The 15580-nt window shown below is 45.0% G+C and carries 16 protein-coding genes and 1 pseudogene; 1 reads left to right on the forward strand and 16 read right to left on the reverse strand.

What is annotated here, in order from left to right; genetic code table 11:
* Positions 1 to 135: 135 nt before the first annotated feature.
* The 7 genes from E5260_RS13325 to E5260_RS13355 all read right to left on the reverse strand — a co-directional run bounded on the left by E5260_RS13325 (position 136) and on the right by E5260_RS13355 (position 5506).
* On the reverse strand, positions 136 to 960 hold the full coding sequence (locus E5260_RS13325) for a serine hydrolase (protein ID WP_003642032.1): 825 nt from the start codon (positions 958 to 960) through the stop codon (positions 136 to 138).
* 235 nt (positions 961 to 1195) lie between these two features.
* The gene (glmU, locus tag E5260_RS13330; protein ID WP_003642031.1) at positions 1196 to 2578 is read right to left on the reverse strand and encodes a bifunctional UDP-N-acetylglucosamine diphosphorylase/glucosamine-1-phosphate N-acetyltransferase GlmU; all 1383 of its coding nucleotides are present in this window, start codon (positions 2576 to 2578) and stop codon (positions 1196 to 1198) included.
* Between the two features lie 68 nt (positions 2579 to 2646).
* Positions 2647 to 3483 carry a pur operon repressor gene (gene purR / locus E5260_RS13335; RefSeq protein ID WP_003642030.1) on the reverse strand — a complete coding sequence of 279 codons (837 nt, stop codon included), beginning with the start codon at positions 3481 to 3483 and terminating at the stop codon, positions 2647 to 2649.
* 492 nt (positions 3484 to 3975) lie between these two features.
* Positions 3976 to 4239: a hypothetical protein gene (locus E5260_RS13340; RefSeq protein WP_003642029.1), complete on the reverse strand. Its 264-nt coding sequence runs from the start codon at positions 4237 to 4239 to the stop codon at positions 3976 to 3978.
* A gap of 14 nt (positions 4240 to 4253) precedes the next feature.
* Positions 4254 to 4796 (reverse strand): ankyrin repeat domain-containing protein, encoded by a 543-nt coding sequence (locus tag E5260_RS13345; RefSeq protein ID WP_003642028.1) that lies wholly within the window; start codon positions 4794 to 4796, stop codon positions 4254 to 4256.
* A gap of 5 nt (positions 4797 to 4801) precedes the next feature.
* On the reverse strand, positions 4802 to 4918 hold the full coding sequence (locus E5260_RS15550) for a GH-E family nuclease (RefSeq protein WP_225443011.1): 117 nt from the start codon (positions 4916 to 4918) through the stop codon (positions 4802 to 4804).
* Positions 4919 to 5344: 426 nt separating this feature from the next.
* Entirely contained in the window at positions 5345 to 5506 is a 162-nt protein-coding gene (locus E5260_RS13355) for a hypothetical protein (protein WP_003642026.1), read from the reverse strand.
* Positions 5507 to 5714: 208 nt separating this feature from the next.
* Here E5260_RS13355 and E5260_RS13360 point away from each other — a divergent pair.
* Positions 5715 to 7361 (forward strand): annotated as a pseudogene (locus E5260_RS13360) (IS1182 family transposase); the annotation flags it as partial.
* Between the two features lie 289 nt (positions 7362 to 7650).
* Here E5260_RS13360 and E5260_RS13365 read toward each other — a convergent pair.
* From E5260_RS13365 to E5260_RS13405, 9 genes are all read right to left on the reverse strand, one after another.
* Entirely contained in the window at positions 7651 to 8448 is a 798-nt protein-coding gene (locus E5260_RS13365; RefSeq protein ID WP_003646500.1) for a metal ABC transporter permease, read from the reverse strand.
* Entirely contained in the window at positions 8441 to 9139 is a 699-nt protein-coding gene (locus E5260_RS13370; RefSeq protein WP_003642023.1) for a metal ABC transporter ATP-binding protein, read from the reverse strand. The genes E5260_RS13365 and E5260_RS13370 overlap by 8 nt, the downstream gene beginning before the upstream one ends.
* Before the next feature lie 268 nt (positions 9140 to 9407).
* Entirely contained in the window at positions 9408 to 10352 is a 945-nt protein-coding gene (locus tag E5260_RS13375) for an alpha/beta hydrolase (RefSeq protein WP_003642022.1), read from the reverse strand.
* Positions 10353 to 10661: 309 nt separating this feature from the next.
* Complete coding sequence (gene ispE / locus E5260_RS13380; RefSeq protein ID WP_003642021.1) at positions 10662 to 11528, reverse strand: 4-(cytidine 5'-diphospho)-2-C-methyl-D-erythritol kinase; 867 nt, start codon at positions 11526 to 11528, stop codon at positions 10662 to 10664.
* 132 nt (positions 11529 to 11660) lie between these two features.
* The gene (locus E5260_RS13385; RefSeq protein ID WP_003642020.1) at positions 11661 to 11912 is read right to left on the reverse strand and encodes a Veg family protein; all 252 of its coding nucleotides are present in this window, start codon (positions 11910 to 11912) and stop codon (positions 11661 to 11663) included.
* Between the two features lie 104 nt (positions 11913 to 12016).
* Positions 12017 to 12907 (reverse strand): 16S rRNA (adenine(1518)-N(6)/adenine(1519)-N(6))-dimethyltransferase RsmA, encoded by an 891-nt coding sequence (gene rsmA / locus E5260_RS13390; RefSeq protein WP_003642019.1) that lies wholly within the window; start codon positions 12905 to 12907, stop codon positions 12017 to 12019.
* The gene (rnmV, locus tag E5260_RS13395; RefSeq protein ID WP_011101014.1) at positions 12904 to 13467 is read right to left on the reverse strand and encodes a ribonuclease M5; all 564 of its coding nucleotides are present in this window, start codon (positions 13465 to 13467) and stop codon (positions 12904 to 12906) included. The genes rsmA and rnmV overlap by 4 nt, the downstream gene beginning before the upstream one ends.
* Entirely contained in the window at positions 13454 to 14230 is a 777-nt protein-coding gene (locus tag E5260_RS13400; RefSeq protein ID WP_003642017.1) for a TatD family hydrolase, read from the reverse strand. The genes rnmV and E5260_RS13400 overlap by 14 nt, the downstream gene beginning before the upstream one ends.
* A 122-nt stretch (positions 14231 to 14352) precedes the next feature.
* Complete coding sequence (locus tag E5260_RS13405) at positions 14353 to 15537, reverse strand: multidrug effflux MFS transporter (protein ID WP_003642016.1); 1185 nt, start codon at positions 15535 to 15537, stop codon at positions 14353 to 14355.
* Positions 15538 to 15580: the final 43 nt, after the last annotated feature.

Below are 15580 nucleotides of genomic sequence, written 5' to 3' on the forward strand. Positions count from 1 at the left end.
CCAGTTATTGCCTTAGTTGGTACTTGACCGCTGCCGTTTCTCGCGTTCAAAAGTAACCAGTCCTAGAAGTCGGAATAGAGCGCACACCGGCTGACGAACAGGGATCTACTAAACTGTTCAGTTATCTAAACACACTCAGTGGTGCTGATTTAAATAAGTCACGACATCGCGCCCCAAACGATTCATCCCTTGATATTGTTGGTACTGCTTGCCATTCTGGGCCATGACGACAATGCTATAAGTGCCTTGTTTGGTCTTAAAAATGGCCGCGTCGTTTTGGACACCCTTATCGGGATATTCGCCAGTTTTATTATAGACCGTGGCGTGTTTAACTAAGTATGGTAGCTTGCTGTGGTTGCGACAGCCCTTAAGTAAGGTCAACATCTTCTTATCATACGTCTTACCTAATAACTTATGTTGATATGTCAGCGTTAAAAAACGAGTTAGATCAGCCACCGACGTGTAATTATCGCGTCCCCAGCGTAGCGCGTTCGTATCAAGCATATACCGTTGTAAAACCGTCTGCTTGAATCGATAATGCTTAATGGCCGCATTAACGCCCCTGAAGCCCCCCGCACGTTTGATCAACCGGTTAGCCGCGTTATTATCGGAATTATGAATCATTAATTTTAAATCATTTTGATCTTGCTGTGTTAGCCGTAACTTTCGTTGTTGGACCCGTCGATAAATCGTCAGCATAACATAAACTTTGATCGTACTAGCAGAACGTTGACGAGTCATGCGCTGATTTCCCGTTTGCACGGTTAGTTTTCGTCGACCTAATCGGGTCACCTTGACCGACCAGCGCCCACCTAGTGATTTCAAATCACGTTGCGCGATTTTTTTAACGGCTGTTTGCTCACTTTTAACGCTAGTTGCGTGTACTGGTAATGCCCAGCTCCAACCGCCAAGCAATGCCAGACCACAAACAAGGCCGCGAATCCACTTCTTCGTCTGCATCTAAATGCCTCCAAACTTCCCCGTCCCGTAAACTCCTCGCCAATTATACCAATTTCGTGACTTAATTAAAATCACTCAGTTGCCCTGAACTGACACAGTCAAATCAACTTTGTCCTATTTAGCAGCTAAATAGCCCTTATTACACCACAAGTCACGCCGATGAGCTAACAAAAAGAGACCATCCCAGCAACAACGCACTTGGATGGTCTCTGAATTCAATTATCAATGATAATAATTACATGTTTTCTGGTTCATGTGGTAAGCGGCCCCAGAAGTCAGGCTTGTTCGTCTGACGTGCCCGGGCAATTGCCATATCATGGAAGTTAACATCATCAGTAATGGTCGAACCAGCCGCGATAAACGAGTGGTCAGCCACTTCAACTGGCGCAATGATGTTCGAGTTACTACCAATAAAGGCGGAATCGCCGACATTCGTGTGGTGCTTGTTGACTCCGTCATAGTTAACGAAGACCACACCACAACCAACGTTAATATCTTGACCTAACGTTGCGTCACCAACATAAGTCAAATGGCCGACCTTGGTCCGATTACCGATCTTAGCCTTCTTGACTTCGACAAAGTTACCAAGATGGACGTGTTCACCAATCTCAGCTTGCGGCCGCAAATGGCTATACGGGCCAATATTGCTGTCAGCGTGCATGATGGAATCTTCCAAGAAGGAAGCCGTCACCCGAACACGATCTTCAATCACCATGTCATGGATCTCGGAGTGCGCGCCGATGAAGCAATCTTCACCAATTGTCGTATGGCCCTTGATCAAGACGCCTGGTTCAATAATCGTATCAGCACCAATCTTAACGCCCGCATCAATATAGGTATCGTCAGGGTTGATAATTGAAACCCCATTTTCCATATGCTGCGCGTTGATCCGTTGTTGCATCACTTTGGTTGCTTGGGCTAGAGCTGCACGGGTATTTACCCCCATTGATTCATCAAAATCATCCATTTGATAGGCGGCGACCACATCACCCTGATTCTTCATGATCTGAATCACGTCAGTCAAATAATATTCGCCCTGTGCATTATCGTTGGTCACTTCATGTAAGGCGGCAAACAACTTCTGATTATCGAAGCAGTAGACTCCCGTGTTAATTTCATGAATTTCTTGTTCTTCCTTAGTCGCATCCTTTTGTTCTACAATCTTTTCAACGATGCCTAACCGATTGCGAACAACCCGGCCGTAGCCTTGAGGATTAGGTGCCTTGGACGTTAAAATCGTGCCAGCGGCACCCTTAGCTTGATGATATTCAAATAATTCTTCAAAAGTTTCAGCTTTAAATAAGGGTGTGTCGCCACTGACGATCAGCGTCATCCCATCCGCATCTTTTAAGAGCGATTCGGCTTGTAATACTGCGTGACCGGTTCCTAATTGTTCCGTTTGAACCGCGTACTCAGTTCGGTCGCCTAATGCTGCTTCCACATCTTTGGCACCGTGGCCTACAATGGTCACGATATTTGCCATGTGGGTGGCTTCAACTTGGGTCAAGACGTGGTCGACCATCGATTTGCCACAGACCTGATGTAATACTTTGACTAGCTTGGATTTCATCCGGGTCCCTTTACCAGCGGCCATGATGATTGCATTTTTGGTTGTCATTACAAATTACTCCTTAGTCCTCAGATAAGTCCATCATATCAAAAAACTGGTCTGGATAACACACCAGGCTAGACTTCCGCACCGAAAACCTTCTCCAAATAGTTACCAGCAACGACTTTAATCGCCTTGTCACTATCACTTACGTTGGTTACCCGTAATAACGACGTGTAGTCATCGATTAAACGATTGCCAACAAAACTGGCTTCGGCAAAAACGGTGATGCCAATTAAATTAGCATCAAATTCTTCAATCAAGGTCTTCATCCCGTTGATTGTGCCGCCGCCCTTCATGAAATCATCCACGATGAGCACGTTGGCGCCTTCCGTTAGGCTTCGCTTAGAAAGTTCCATCTTCTTGATCCGTTCTGAAGAACCCGAGACATAGTTCACACTAACGGTCGAGCCTTCCGTAATTTTAGAATCATTGCGGACAATCACAAACGGCACATTTAAATAAGTCGCAACACTTTGGGCAATCGGAATTCCTTTAGTTGCAACGGTCATAACAGCGTCGATTTTTTGATTCAAGTACTGAGTCGCAATCACCCGACCCACTTGGCGCAAAATATCTGGTTGGCCTAAAATATCAGATAAATAAACATAGCCACCCGGTAACACCCGACTCTTGTCGGCAACCTTAGTGGTCATCTCGTCAATAAATTCTTGGGCCTCTTCCTTTAAAATATAAGGAATAAACCGTGCACCACCAGCAGCACCGGGAATGGTTTCCAAGATTCCTGTTCCCCGGGCCTGAAACACTTTCTTCAAAATCGTTAAATCTTCACTGATTGACGACTTTGCGGATGCGTACCGTTCCGCGAAGTATGTCAATGAAACTAATGTATGGGGACGTTCCAACAAATAGCGCGTCATATCTATTAAACGTTCGCTTCTACGTACTTTCATAACTTCCACCTCAACCTAAATCATCATTTTTAAAGTCTATGCAAAATGATAACACAAACGTTCGGAAATAAGCTAATTTTTTCACGTTTTTTTACTAAACCATCGGAATTTCTTAATATGTTTGCCAATTATCTTGTCTGTACAGCTCATATTTGGCGAATTCGAGAACAATAAACTTAGGCAACTTATAACGGAGTAGATACGGAATGTGCCAGGGGAATCCATCGTTCACACGACGTAGCGTCCAGAAAGTTCGATTGATTGGTCGCTACTTACACCTAAAAAGCCCAGAACGAGTAATTTTGGAATCGTTCTGAGCTTTCAAGCAATTTATTTTATTGGCTTCTGCTTATTGAATCGTTGTCGTCCCCAAACAATAGGATATAGACAACAGTAATTACCAAATTACCGACTAAACTTTTCTATAAAATAACCGATACTCGGCAATTAGTCCTTGTCGAATATCGGTTATCTTAATCTGACTAATTCATGTTACTTATTGGCCCGGTGCTTACCCCCAACAAATAAGCCATAGTAAATCAAACTGAATAACAAGCTACCGAGTAATGACGATACTAGCCCATGTGTCGTAGTTTGTGTCATCACAGCTAAGATTGCTCGAACAGCAAAGTAAGCTACTGGAATAATAGGGCCAACAAAATTAGATTGATTCCTTTTTCCCAGTAAATAACTCCAGTATCCTAATCCCAGCGTAATTCCTATAATTACTACTCCAATAATTATAATCGTTGCCATTTTTCAACCTGCAATCATTTTTTGCCGTTTTCATACTCTTTTACAATATCTAAAAAACCAGTCCTCTCGTTGGTTTCTCGTGCATAATCTATAATGGATTTCCCAAATGGATCACGCAAACGATAATCTGAGCCCGCCTTTAATAGATAAAAATATAACTCTTCATTTTCCTTAGTATCCAAATCATTATCAAAAACCGCATAAAACAGTGGTACATGTCCATACTTATCAACGCTATTTACATCGATGCCGTTCTCGACTAATAGTTTCGTAATTTCCATAGCAAACTTAGGATTTGGACGCCATACACAATTGTAAAAATAATGTAATGCGTTTCGATGTTCACTCTTGGTGACAAAGTTAACATCAATACCTGCTTGTAACAAAAAATGAACAATCTTTAACTTTTCCTCAGGATTGTCATCGTTTGTCATTGCCATGCATAATAAATTAAGTCCTTCAAACTTATCAGTCTCATCCACATTGCCAGAATAATAATTTTTAAACTGATCAAATGTTCCATCTCTTACCGCACTAAAAGCATTGTAAACTAGCACACTTTTTACCTCGTTTCATATTTATGACTCCGATTAGCAGACGGAGTTTCTAATCTAGAGTTTTTGGGATTAAATTGAAAATCCTTCAATGTCATCTTCCTATTTTTATATAGATTGAACATTTCCTTATAAGACTTACCCGGTAGATGTCCGAAATCGACCTTTCCTTTTCGGGGTTAACCCGGCTTCCAATGTATCACTTGTTTCGTATTTCGATCAATAAGCACTCCATCTTTAGCTTGCCTATTATATACTTCCCGCTCGAATTCGAGTTTTTTCTTCCCGGTTAATGTTGGTCGTCCATAAGGTTTTCCGTTCCTAATATAAGAGCCATTTTCCAATGGGACATTATTTGTCTTTTTATCTTTCCCATCTTTTGAAGATTTCTCCTTGCTAGATTTCTCCTTTTTCCCATGACTATCTTTATTCTGCGAGGATTGTTTTCTCTGAGAAGCTTTTCTTGCCTTGCCCGCAGCTTTTTTCTTATTGTAGCGCTTCTGTTGTGCTTCTTGGTCTTGTGTTTTGTCGCATGAGAAGTCTTTTTGGGCTTAGACTTTTGATGTCCCATGCTTGGTCTTTGTAGTTTTGTGAGACTTCGTGGCTGCTTTCTTGGTCGTCTTCCTAGCCGGCTTACGTTTGGCCAATTCCTCAGCCGCACGCTTCATTGCCTGCTTAGTTGCCCGACCGGCACAAAGTTCAAGGCTGTCCAAAACGCACCCTTCAAACGAGAACGCTTCTTACCAGTAGCGCATCTTTCCCCGTAATAATGAGGCTGTGACATAAGTCTCTAGAAACAAAGCAGGTCTGGAAAAATCTTCGGATTTTTCCAGACCTGCTTTTGATATAATAGAAAATAAAAAAAGAGCATCGGTCGCACCCGATACTCTACGAAATTATCCTCGAAAGGACATTCCTAATATGCAAGATTATTATAACATGAATCAAACCACTTTGAGTATTGCCTTGGATTACCAACCAGAAGATCATCATTCTGCTCGTTACATCAACCAGCTTGTTGAGAGTTTAAAACTAAAATATGATTACCAGTTTGGCCGTCCGCGGGAATATAACCTCGGTGCCATGTTAAAACTGGTCCTTTTAGCGTACAGCTATGGCATTTTCAGCAGTCGTAAAATTGAACGGTTTGCCCGTGAAAACAAGCCAGCTGGGTGGTTAATTGCCGACCAAATTCCGTCCTACCGGACGATTTGTCGCTTTAGAATTTCTGATGAACTGGCCACTTTGACAACCGATAGCTTATCACAGCTAACCCAATATCTTCGTCAAAATGGCATGATTGATGATGTTTCATTTATTGATGGAACTAAGATCCTAGCCGACGCCAACAAGTATAGCTTTGTTTGGAAGAAGAATACGATACGATTTGACAAGATGGATCGCGAAAAACTCGTTGACCTGTTAGGCGAGCTTCATGAAGCTAAAATTGTCGGTGAAATTCCGGCAGGATCAGAGCTGACTCCCGAACTATTGGATATCATGATTAGCAAGGTTGAGGATCACTTAGTGGTCCTTAATGAAACCGTGGAAGCAACTAAGCAGGTTTCCCCGAACCCAGCCAAACAGCAACGCCGGACTGTTAAATCACAAAAACGTAAGTTGGATAAACGACGTGATAAAATGCGTGAACACCAAGCACAGCAAGCAATCTATGGTCAGCGTAACAGCTACTCTAAGACGGATCACGATGCCACCTTTATGCGGGTCAAGGAAGATCCGATGCAAAACGGTCAATTAAAACCTGCCTACAACGTTCAAATCGCCACGAGTAATCAGTTCATTACGGGATATCGGCTTTTCCAAAATCCAACCGACACACGAACCTTACAACCGTTTATTGAACATTTAAAGGCCAACAATGTGTTAGGTCACACCATCGTTACCGATGCCGGATACGGTTCCGAAAGTAATTATCGGTACTTGGAAGATGAATTCGGTCAGCATACCGTTTTGATTCCCTACGGCACAATGCTTAAAGAGAATAGTCGAAAATGGCAAAGTGATGACCGTAAGGTTATGAACTGGGACTATCATGAAAAAGATGATTATTTTATCAATCCGCAAAACGTCCGGTTTAATTTTAATGCTTATCGTCGACGGACTGATAAGTATGGTTTTACCCGTGACTTTAAAGAATACATTGCCGAAAAGTATGATGAAAATCATCAACTAATTGCCGCGGCACTAACACCAAAAGGATATCTTAAAAGGATTTCCGTGAACGAAAATTGGGAATATTTCAAATCGAAACAACGAGAATTACTTTCAGCTCCAGAAACTGGTCAGATTTACGCTCAACGTAAGATCGATGTTGAGCCAGTTTTTGGCAAGATGAAGGCTTCTTTACATTTCAATCGATTCTCGGTGCGAGGTTTCGACAAGGTCACCAAGGAAGCCGGAATCGTAATACTGGCGTTAAACATTATGAAACTGGTCACGGTAGGGACCAACTTTAAAAATCAAAGGCGTAAGCAAATGGGACGAGAAACCAAAATTCGGTTTCTCGTCCCATTTGCTTATACAGAGGCTAGTTATGTCACAGCCTCCAATCATATCCGTCAAAAACGAAATGATACCTTTACTGATTCCCGTCCTACGACTAAGTGTGGCAATTACAGCGCTACCCTTGGACTTATGCTTTTAGAAGACTTCTTGTGTGACTTGCCCCCCACGCAAACGAAAAGTTGCAACCCCAACACGAACAAAAAACTAGCCGCTCTAGAATTCCCAATGAATTCCAGAAACGACTAGTAACATTTTAGCGTGTCACAACGAACCACTTAATTCTGTAAACTACCTACTTTTAACGTGATACAGCTGAACAAGAATAGCTCCACTAGCTTCCGACCCGAAGTCGCTGATAACCCAGCGCGGCAAAGTAGAAGATACACTCGATTGCAGCGATGAAGAAACTGACTGGTAAATTCGTGACGTAACTCAAGTACAGCCCCAGCCAAACCCCAATCAACGCGAAACCAATCGCTAGAAAAATCATCTTGCTAACCGTATGGACAAAGTATCGCGCTGCCGCTGCTGGTAACGTGAGTAAGATAAAAATCAGTAATGACCCCACAATTTGGGCAGCCACGCTGACGCTCATCGCAACGAGTACCAAGAAGACCACTGAGATGCCGGTCGTCCATAAGCCGCTCACCCGGGCGCCAATCGCATCGAAGGAATCAAATTTGAGTGGCCGGTACAAGCCCAACATCACGAGTAGGACGATGGCCGATAAGATTGCGACCCGGATGACATCCGCACTGGCAATCCCAATCACACTCCCAAACAGGATGCTCGTCGCATAACTCGAAGTTTGATTAGATAACGACAGGAATAGAATTCCTAAGCCGATAAACAGAGCGGAAATTGCAGAAATCGAGGCTTCGCGTCGTGATTGTTTCACACTCATCTGCCCCACGATGACCGAACTAATCACGGTAAAAATCAGCATCCCACTCAACGCGGTCCAGCCCATAAAAATCCCGAAGGCTGCACCGGCAAACCCAATTTCAGACAGTGTGTGTGTCAGAAATGAGAGGTTCCGGGCAATCACGAAAACGCCAATCGTCCCACAAATAATTGCAATAAAGGTTCCTGCTAAGTAGGCGTTTCGCATAAATACTAAGCTAAACATTGACATTAGTGGCCTCCTTTAATTGCTCTACCGACATATCAGCGATATTGCCAAATTGCTGGTGGCCGGGCTTTAAGGCCAGATAATGTTTGGCGTATTGCTTCGCTAATGGCAAGTCGTGCGTCACAAAGAAGACGGTAATGTTGCTAGTTTGGTTTAAGTTCTGAACGAGGTCCAACAATTCATACTTCATTTCATTGTCTAGACTAGCCGTCGATTCGTCTAAAATTAATAGCTGCGGTTGTTGCACAATTGCTTGTGCTAAGTAAGCCCGCTGCTTTTCACCACCAGAAGCCATCCCAAGCGGTCGCTGACGGAGTTTCTTCAAATTGGTCACGGCTAATGCTGTCGCTACCTGACGATGTTCAGCTCGAGACAGCCACGGCTGCCACCCTTTTAGGTTCAGCCCGACAAAGTCCTCAATCGTTAACGGATACTCCTGGTCTAAGTTGCGAAATTGGGGCACATAGCCAATTTTAATGGCTTTTTTATTCGGATAATACTTAATTTGACCGGCTGTTGGCTTCAGCATGCCAAGCAAGGCGCGAATTAAAGTGGTCTTCCCCACCCCATTTTCACCAATCACGGTCAAAAAGTCACCTTGTTCAATGTTAAAATTCAAATCTTTAAACACCTGGTTGTTTGGAAAGCCAATTCCAAGGTGTTGGACGGCAATTAACGGTTCCGTCATAACACTACCCCAACTTTCTAAATTAAAGTAAATCGTAATGATTACTATTTTAGTTTACCTGAATGCGGTGATTTGTCAATACCTGAGCTCAAAATGCCGCAATCATTACCAGCCATGGCAATCATCGGGGGCCTAATCAAATAACACCTTGACCACTAGTTGAATGCGCTTGTCACTAAGACGAGATTGCAAAAAAAAGACCGTTTTTACCGTTAAGCCGGTAAAACACGGTCAATTCATGTTTATCATTACTTTAATTTAAGGGGGCTTAAGCCAACCCCGCCTGCTCATGTAAGAATTCATCCAACACTTCTTGATAGCGATCCGGGTGCGTTCGGATGGCTTCAACGTGACCAGCATCGGGGTCGATATACAGGCCCTTTTGTTGTGGCAACTGGTCGTACAAGGTATGTGCATTGCGAACAGGCACCGTCTGATCCTTGGAACCATGAATCATCAAGATCGGTAACCCGCCATCAATCACCCGTTGCAGAATCCGGCCATCCTTAAACCCATAGCCCGCGCGAACGTGTGCTAAGCGATTCGCCACCGGCATAATCGGATAGGCTGGCAAGTGGAACTTATGAGTCAGTCTGAACTTCGCTTCATCATAAAGATCCGCATAACCGCTATCCTCCACAATAGCTTTAACATTCTCCGGTAACGGCTCACCACTAGTCGCCATGACCGTGGCGGCCCCCATCGAAATTCCCATCAATACGATGTCAATATCCAGACCTAATTGACTAAGCGCCATCGTAATCCAACGTTCATAATCTAGTCGGTCTAGCCAACCATAACCAATCGTATGGCCTTGACTATCACCAAATGACCGGGCATCAGGCATTAAAACGTCATACCCCAAGCTCATAAAGATGCGCGCATACGGAATCATTTGTTCGCGCGAATGTCCTAGACCATGCGCCAAAATCGCCAAGCGGCCAATTGTTTTCGGATTAGGGATATATGTTGCCACTAAGTTCAGCCCATCAAAGGACTGGATCATCCACTGCTGTTTAGGCTGCTTGAAATACCAAAAATTCTCAATTTCAGTGTTTTCTGCCCGCGAACGTTCGCGGCCCTGCTGCTTCTGTGCGTCACTCACGTGCATCGCGACTTGATACGCCGCTAAGCCACCAAGTAACGTTCCCGCATAAGTTGCAGCACCAATGACGCCCGCCAATTTCAATCCAAATTTTGTCGACTGCTTCATCCGAACACCTCCGTTACTCCTTATTTAATCATAAACGCGCATAAATTGCTTACAAAAAGAGATTGCGTTGTCCGAATAACCTATGATGCGTTGAAGGCAACGACCATCTTCGGGTGTCAACCTGCAAGCAAAGCCGCGGCTACTCGCATTCCGGTGCCAATTGCACTGCTACACCATCTCTGGCTGGACACAGGTCGTGATGACAAATGGCTCAGCGCTACCGTTTAAGCGTAGCAGTAAATTAGAGACTCGGCTCACCTAAGCCCGTACCAATAAAAAAAGCCCACCATCACGGCGGACTACTGCGGTCTAATGTTCATTTAAATTAACCGGCCGCACAAGGTATACTTCCCGACAAAAACCCTTCAAGGAATTATACACGCGTTGCGCCCGCGATTGTTTGCGACACACACCGAACACAGTTGGTCCGGTGCCGCTCATCTGGGCCGCATCCGCCCCAAACGTTAACAATTGCCGCTTGATCTGTAAAATCTCGGGGTAGCGTTTTGCCGTGATTGGCTCTAAAACGTTGCCCATATTCGCAAAAATCTCCGCGAAATCCTGCTGTTGAATACCAGCCAACAAGGCCTCAATATTGGGATGCTGGTCGATGCGCTCGTAATTGACCTGCCGCAAAATATTTGGCGTTGACACACTGACTTTCGGCTTCGCTAGAATAATCCACATCGGCGGCAACTTAGGTAGCGGGGTGACTACATCGCCTTTTCCCGTCACGTGGGCCGTCTGACTGTAGACACAGTATGGCACATCTGAATCTACTTGCAATCCCAAACGTGCTAACGTGGCTAAGTCCAAGTGGAGATTCCACATCCGGTTCAAGCCCCGTAAAACAGCGGCGGCATCAGATGAGCCGCCTCCTAGACCAGCCGCTACCGGAATGGCCTTTCTTATTTTGATACGGACACCCCGATCAACATGACAATACCGTTTTAAAACGCTCACCGCTTGAAAAGCTAAGTTACGGCGATCATTCGGCAAAAAGCCACTATCGGTGACCACTTCGATTCGGTTCGTATGCAATGATTCTAACATGACATAGTCGGCCAGATCGACCGACGTCATCACCATGTCCCACTCTTTATCCCCACTTGGATGTTCAAATAAGGTATCCAGTCCTAAATTGATTTTGGCCGGTGCTTTTTCAACGATCTGCACGCGTCTCACCCTCTTCCATGACCGCGATTACCCGGGGTCGCTGACTTACTTTGATACAATTATACTAATATCAAGGCAAAATAAAAAGACCTTGCTTGGGGGTCTTAATATTGAGAATTCACGAGACGCGAATTAAGCTTCAGTTGTTTCATCATCAAAAGCGATTTGAACGTTCTTTGTCAGAACATCAGTATAACTGTAGGAGACCCGTTCAAATGCGTTTTCTTGTTGATCTAAATCCACAACGAACACCGAACGATAAGTTTCTTTCAAGATACCGTGGCGTTCAGTTGTTTTCTTACGGCCAGCCTGGGCAACGACCTTCATGCGTTGGCCGATCCGTGAGTCAAGTTTATCTTTAATTGCAGCTAGTGAAATTGGCATTGAGAATCCTCCTCATGAAAGACACTATACTAGCTTTTCACAAAAAAGTCAATATTATATCACAAGGTTTTCTAATGTGCAACCATTTTATAAGCATAGATAACTTAAAGTAAGTCAGCCTGATGTAACGCATCCGTCAATGTAATAAATTCATCGACCGTCAACCGTTCGGCACGAATCTTGGGATCAATCGTCGCGATATCAAGAGCCTGTTGAATGGCCGTCTTCGTCTCAGGTTGTTTACCAAATAGGCTTTGCAAATTATTCCACAGATTTTTCCGGCGGTGCGCAAAGCCCGCTTTAACGACCTTGAAAAAAGCTGCTTCGTCAAATGGCACGTGTGTCCGCGGTGGCAATGCCGTCAATTTCACGATTGCAGAATCGACATTCGGTGACGGCACGAAAACCGTCCGGGGAACGACCATCGCCATCTCAGCAGCCATCCGGTACTGCACAGCAATCGTTAACGCACCGTACGCCTTCGTACCCGGTTCAGCTGCCAAACGGTCGGCAACTTCCTTTTGCATCATCACAACAATATTTTCAAAAGCAACGTCCCCCGCCAAAATGTTCATCAGAATAGGCGTTGTAATATAATACGGTAAATTGGCGACGAGCTTCAACGGCCGCTCGTTATCTAAATGTTCACTGATCATCGCGGCTAAGTCGGCCTTCAAAATATCTTGGTTAACGACCGTTACATTGTCATAATCAGCTAGTGTCTCATCCAAAATTGGCAGTAACCGATCATCGATTTCAAAGGCCAGGACGTGGTGCGCAGCCCGTGCCAAATACTCAGTCAGTGCCCCGATCCCAGGGCCAATTTCAATCACGTTATCATTGGTTCCAATGTCAGCAGTGGCAACAATGTTGTGTAACACGTTCTGATCAGTTAAAAAATTCTGTCCTAAACTCTTCTTAACTTGTAACCCGTACGTATGCATAATTGCCCGTGTGCGGGCGGGATTCGCAATATCTAAATCTCTACTCATCATTTCTCCTCTGTGGTTAGTTGGTCAACAGCCGCCCAAAAATCAGCTGGCTGAATTTGAAATAGTTGTAACCGTTTGGGCAGCTGTTTACCGTTGACGTATCCGATACCTAAACGTTCACCCAACTGTTCGCGTCGTTGACGCGCCGTGGGACCAGCTAGTAAGCCCGCCGCAATCAAATCATGGTGACTGATCAACTGTTGGGGCTCGTCGATTTGCTCCGTATATAGATGGGCGAGTGCAGTTTGGATCGCCGCTGGGCTCGCGTGTTCAACGCCCAGGCTCCCCCCAGCCTTAGTTGGTACACCAGCTTTGCGGGGCAAAAAGGCGTGCTTGACACCCGGAACAGCCGCCGAAATCGTCTTCCGAATACGTTCACCAGAAAAGTCTGGGTCGGTGAACACGATCACGCCGCGACTGGCCTGCAACGTTTTGATCTGGGCTAAGGTGGCTTCGGAAATCGCCGAGCCATTCGTTTCAAGTGTATCTGCATCGACAGCTAGGGCGAGACGCTTCGTGTCATCTTTCCCTTCAACCACAATTACTTCTTTAATCTTTTTCAATCTTAAAAAATTCCTCTGCATTTTGATAAGTTTGGGCCGCTATAATTTCCGGCGTCGTTTCACGTAACTGGGCAATTGCTTCAACAACGTACCGCGTGTAACCGGGTTCGTTCTGCTTTCCCCGGTATGGTTCCGGCGTTAGATAAGGGGCATCCGTTTCAACCAGCATTTGCGTTAGTGGCGTTTGCTTGACGGATTCATGGACTTCACGCGCATTCTTAAATGATGCGACACCACTATAGGAAATATGCATGCCTAAGTCCAAGAACCGTTTGAGCCACTCAGGGTCACCATTAAAGCTATGCATGACGCCACCCGTGTCACGAATATCAGCTGCTTTCAAGATCTTATAGGTATCTTCGAAAGCATCACGATTGTGCACGGAAATTGGCAATTGCATCTCTTTAGCAATGGCGACTTGGCGGGCAAAGACTTGCCGCTGAACGTCTTGTGGCGACGTATCCCAATGGTAGTCCAGTCCAATCTCACCTAACGCGACGACTTTCGGATGTTGGACTTGTTCAATCAACAACTTTTCAGCCGCCTGATCATAGTTTTTGGCATCTTCCGGGTGCCAACCAACAATCGCGACCAACTGAGGATACGTTTCCGCCAGTTTAATCGCATCGGCGTTCAGTTGTGTATTCGAACCAACGATTGCCATCCGCGTAACATCAAGGTCAGCCGCTTGTTGTAAGTAACGTGGCACTTCCTGGATGAATTCTTCACTATTTAAATGGGTATGAGAATCAAAAATCCGCATGTAATAACCCCTTTTCGACTTTTGTTATCTTAGTTGATTTTACCATGGGACGCAAGTTTTCGGAAAAGAAGACGGTAATTCTAAAATAAAAAGCCCGGGTTCCCCCAGGCTTTCAAGCAAAATCAATGACGTACACGCTGCCAATACAGCCCCGCGTACACCACCGTCATCACCGTGACTACGCCTAACATGTATACGGGCAATGTCACGACACTGCCGTGGTGGAGCAAACTCATTAAGTAAGTTAGCACACTCACTAGCAGATAATAACCCAGGCTAAACCAGCCACTAGCACTCCCCATCACCGTTTCATAGCCAATCAAAGCACGATTCAACGCGTTTGGTAGGGTGATGTTCAGACCTAAGAAGGCTAGAAAAATCCCAATCAGCATCCCAATGACGTGATTGCCAACAGCGGTCATCACCAAGCCAACTGCCGCTACCAAACTCAATCCTAAGCCACTTAAAGCGACCTGCATTGGTGACCAATAGTTGACAAGCCAATTCACTAGCAACGCGCCCAGCAGACTGGCCGCGGCTAAGACTAAACCGAGACTACCGTATTGCACAGCACTAAAGCCGAAGTGCGTTTCAAAAATAAACGGCGCTTCAGCGTAATAACTAAACAAAATACCATTAATACCACTAATCAATAGGCCGTAACACCAGACCACGGGATCGTGCAATAACCGTGAAACGACAACGCTTTGTTGCCGCCAAGAGGCCACTTTGACCGTTTCTGGTCGAGTCTCTGGCAAGCAACACCCCGCGTACAACAGTATTACGACTGCTATCATGATCAAGACCGAGAAGACATGCTGATAGCCGAACACAGTCTGGACGCCACCTCCGATGAGTGGCCCGAGAGCGGGTGATAGTGCCATGGCCGCACTCACCTTCGCAAAGATTTTTGCACCAGTAACACCCGTAAAGCTCTCACGCATGATAGTCTGTGTCACAACCGAACCAGCACTAGCACCGAAAGCTTGGATCAAGCGGCAAACCAATAACCAAGTAAAGCCCGGGCTCAGATATAACCCTAAGTTACCAATCAAATAAAAGGCTAATCCACCTAACATGGCATCACGGCGCCCGCGATAGTCAGCATATTGCCCCCAGAAGAGCACCCCAACTGCAAAAGCCACAAAATAACTGCTCATGGTTAGCTGGCTGTGGCTGGCGCTAACGTGCATTGCCTGACTGAGCGCTGGCAAGATCGGCGTAAAAATTGATTCACTGATTTGTGGAAAACCCACTAATGTGATTAACAGTAATAATGATGGCACTTGTTTTTGGACGTTTTTCATTTAATTAAGTCTCCTAAATTTAATTAATTTTCGGAAAAACGTC

This window comes from Lactiplantibacillus plantarum, from assembly GCF_014131735.1.
In the GTDB taxonomy this organism is placed as follows: Bacteria; Bacillota; Bacilli; order Lactobacillales; family Lactobacillaceae; genus Lactiplantibacillus; species Lactiplantibacillus plantarum.

Coding starts and splice junctions, on each gene's coding strand:
- E5260_RS13400 (WP_003642017.1), bottom strand. CDS start 14,230: ATGCGGATTTTTGATTCTCATACCCATTTAAATAGTGAAGAATTCATC.
- E5260_RS13405 (WP_003642016.1), bottom strand. CDS start 15,537: ATGAAAAACGTCCAAAAACAAGTGCCATCATTATTACTGTTAATCACA.
- E5260_RS13370 (WP_003642023.1), bottom strand. CDS start 9,139: ATGACGGAACCGTTAATTGCCGTCCAACACCTTGGAATTGGCTTTCCA.
- E5260_RS13325 (WP_003642032.1), bottom strand. CDS start 960: ATGCAGACGAAGAAGTGGATTCGCGGCCTTGTTTGTGGTCTGGCATTG.
- E5260_RS13375 (WP_003642022.1), bottom strand. CDS start 10,352: ATGAAGCAGTCGACAAAATTTGGATTGAAATTGGCGGGCGTCATTGGT.
- glmU (WP_003642031.1), bottom strand. CDS start 2,578: ATGACAACCAAAAATGCAATCATCATGGCCGCTGGTAAAGGGACCCGG.
- E5260_RS13385 (WP_003642020.1), bottom strand. CDS start 11,912: ATGCCAATTTCACTAGCTGCAATTAAAGATAAACTTGACTCACGGATC.
- rsmA (WP_003642019.1), bottom strand. CDS start 12,907: ATGATGAGTAGAGATTTAGATATTGCGAATCCCGCCCGCACACGGGCA.
- E5260_RS13340 (WP_003642029.1), bottom strand. CDS start 4,239: ATGGCAACGATTATAATTATTGGAGTAGTAATTATAGGAATTACGCTG.
- purR (WP_003642030.1), bottom strand. CDS start 3,483: ATGAAAGTACGTAGAAGCGAACGTTTAATAGATATGACGCGCTATTTG.
- E5260_RS13365 (WP_003646500.1), bottom strand. CDS start 8,448: ATGTTTAGCTTAGTATTTATGCGAAACGCCTACTTAGCAGGAACCTTT.
- E5260_RS15550 (WP_225443011.1), bottom strand. CDS start 4,918: ATGTTCAATCTATATAAAAATAGGAAGATGACATTGAAGGATTTTCAA.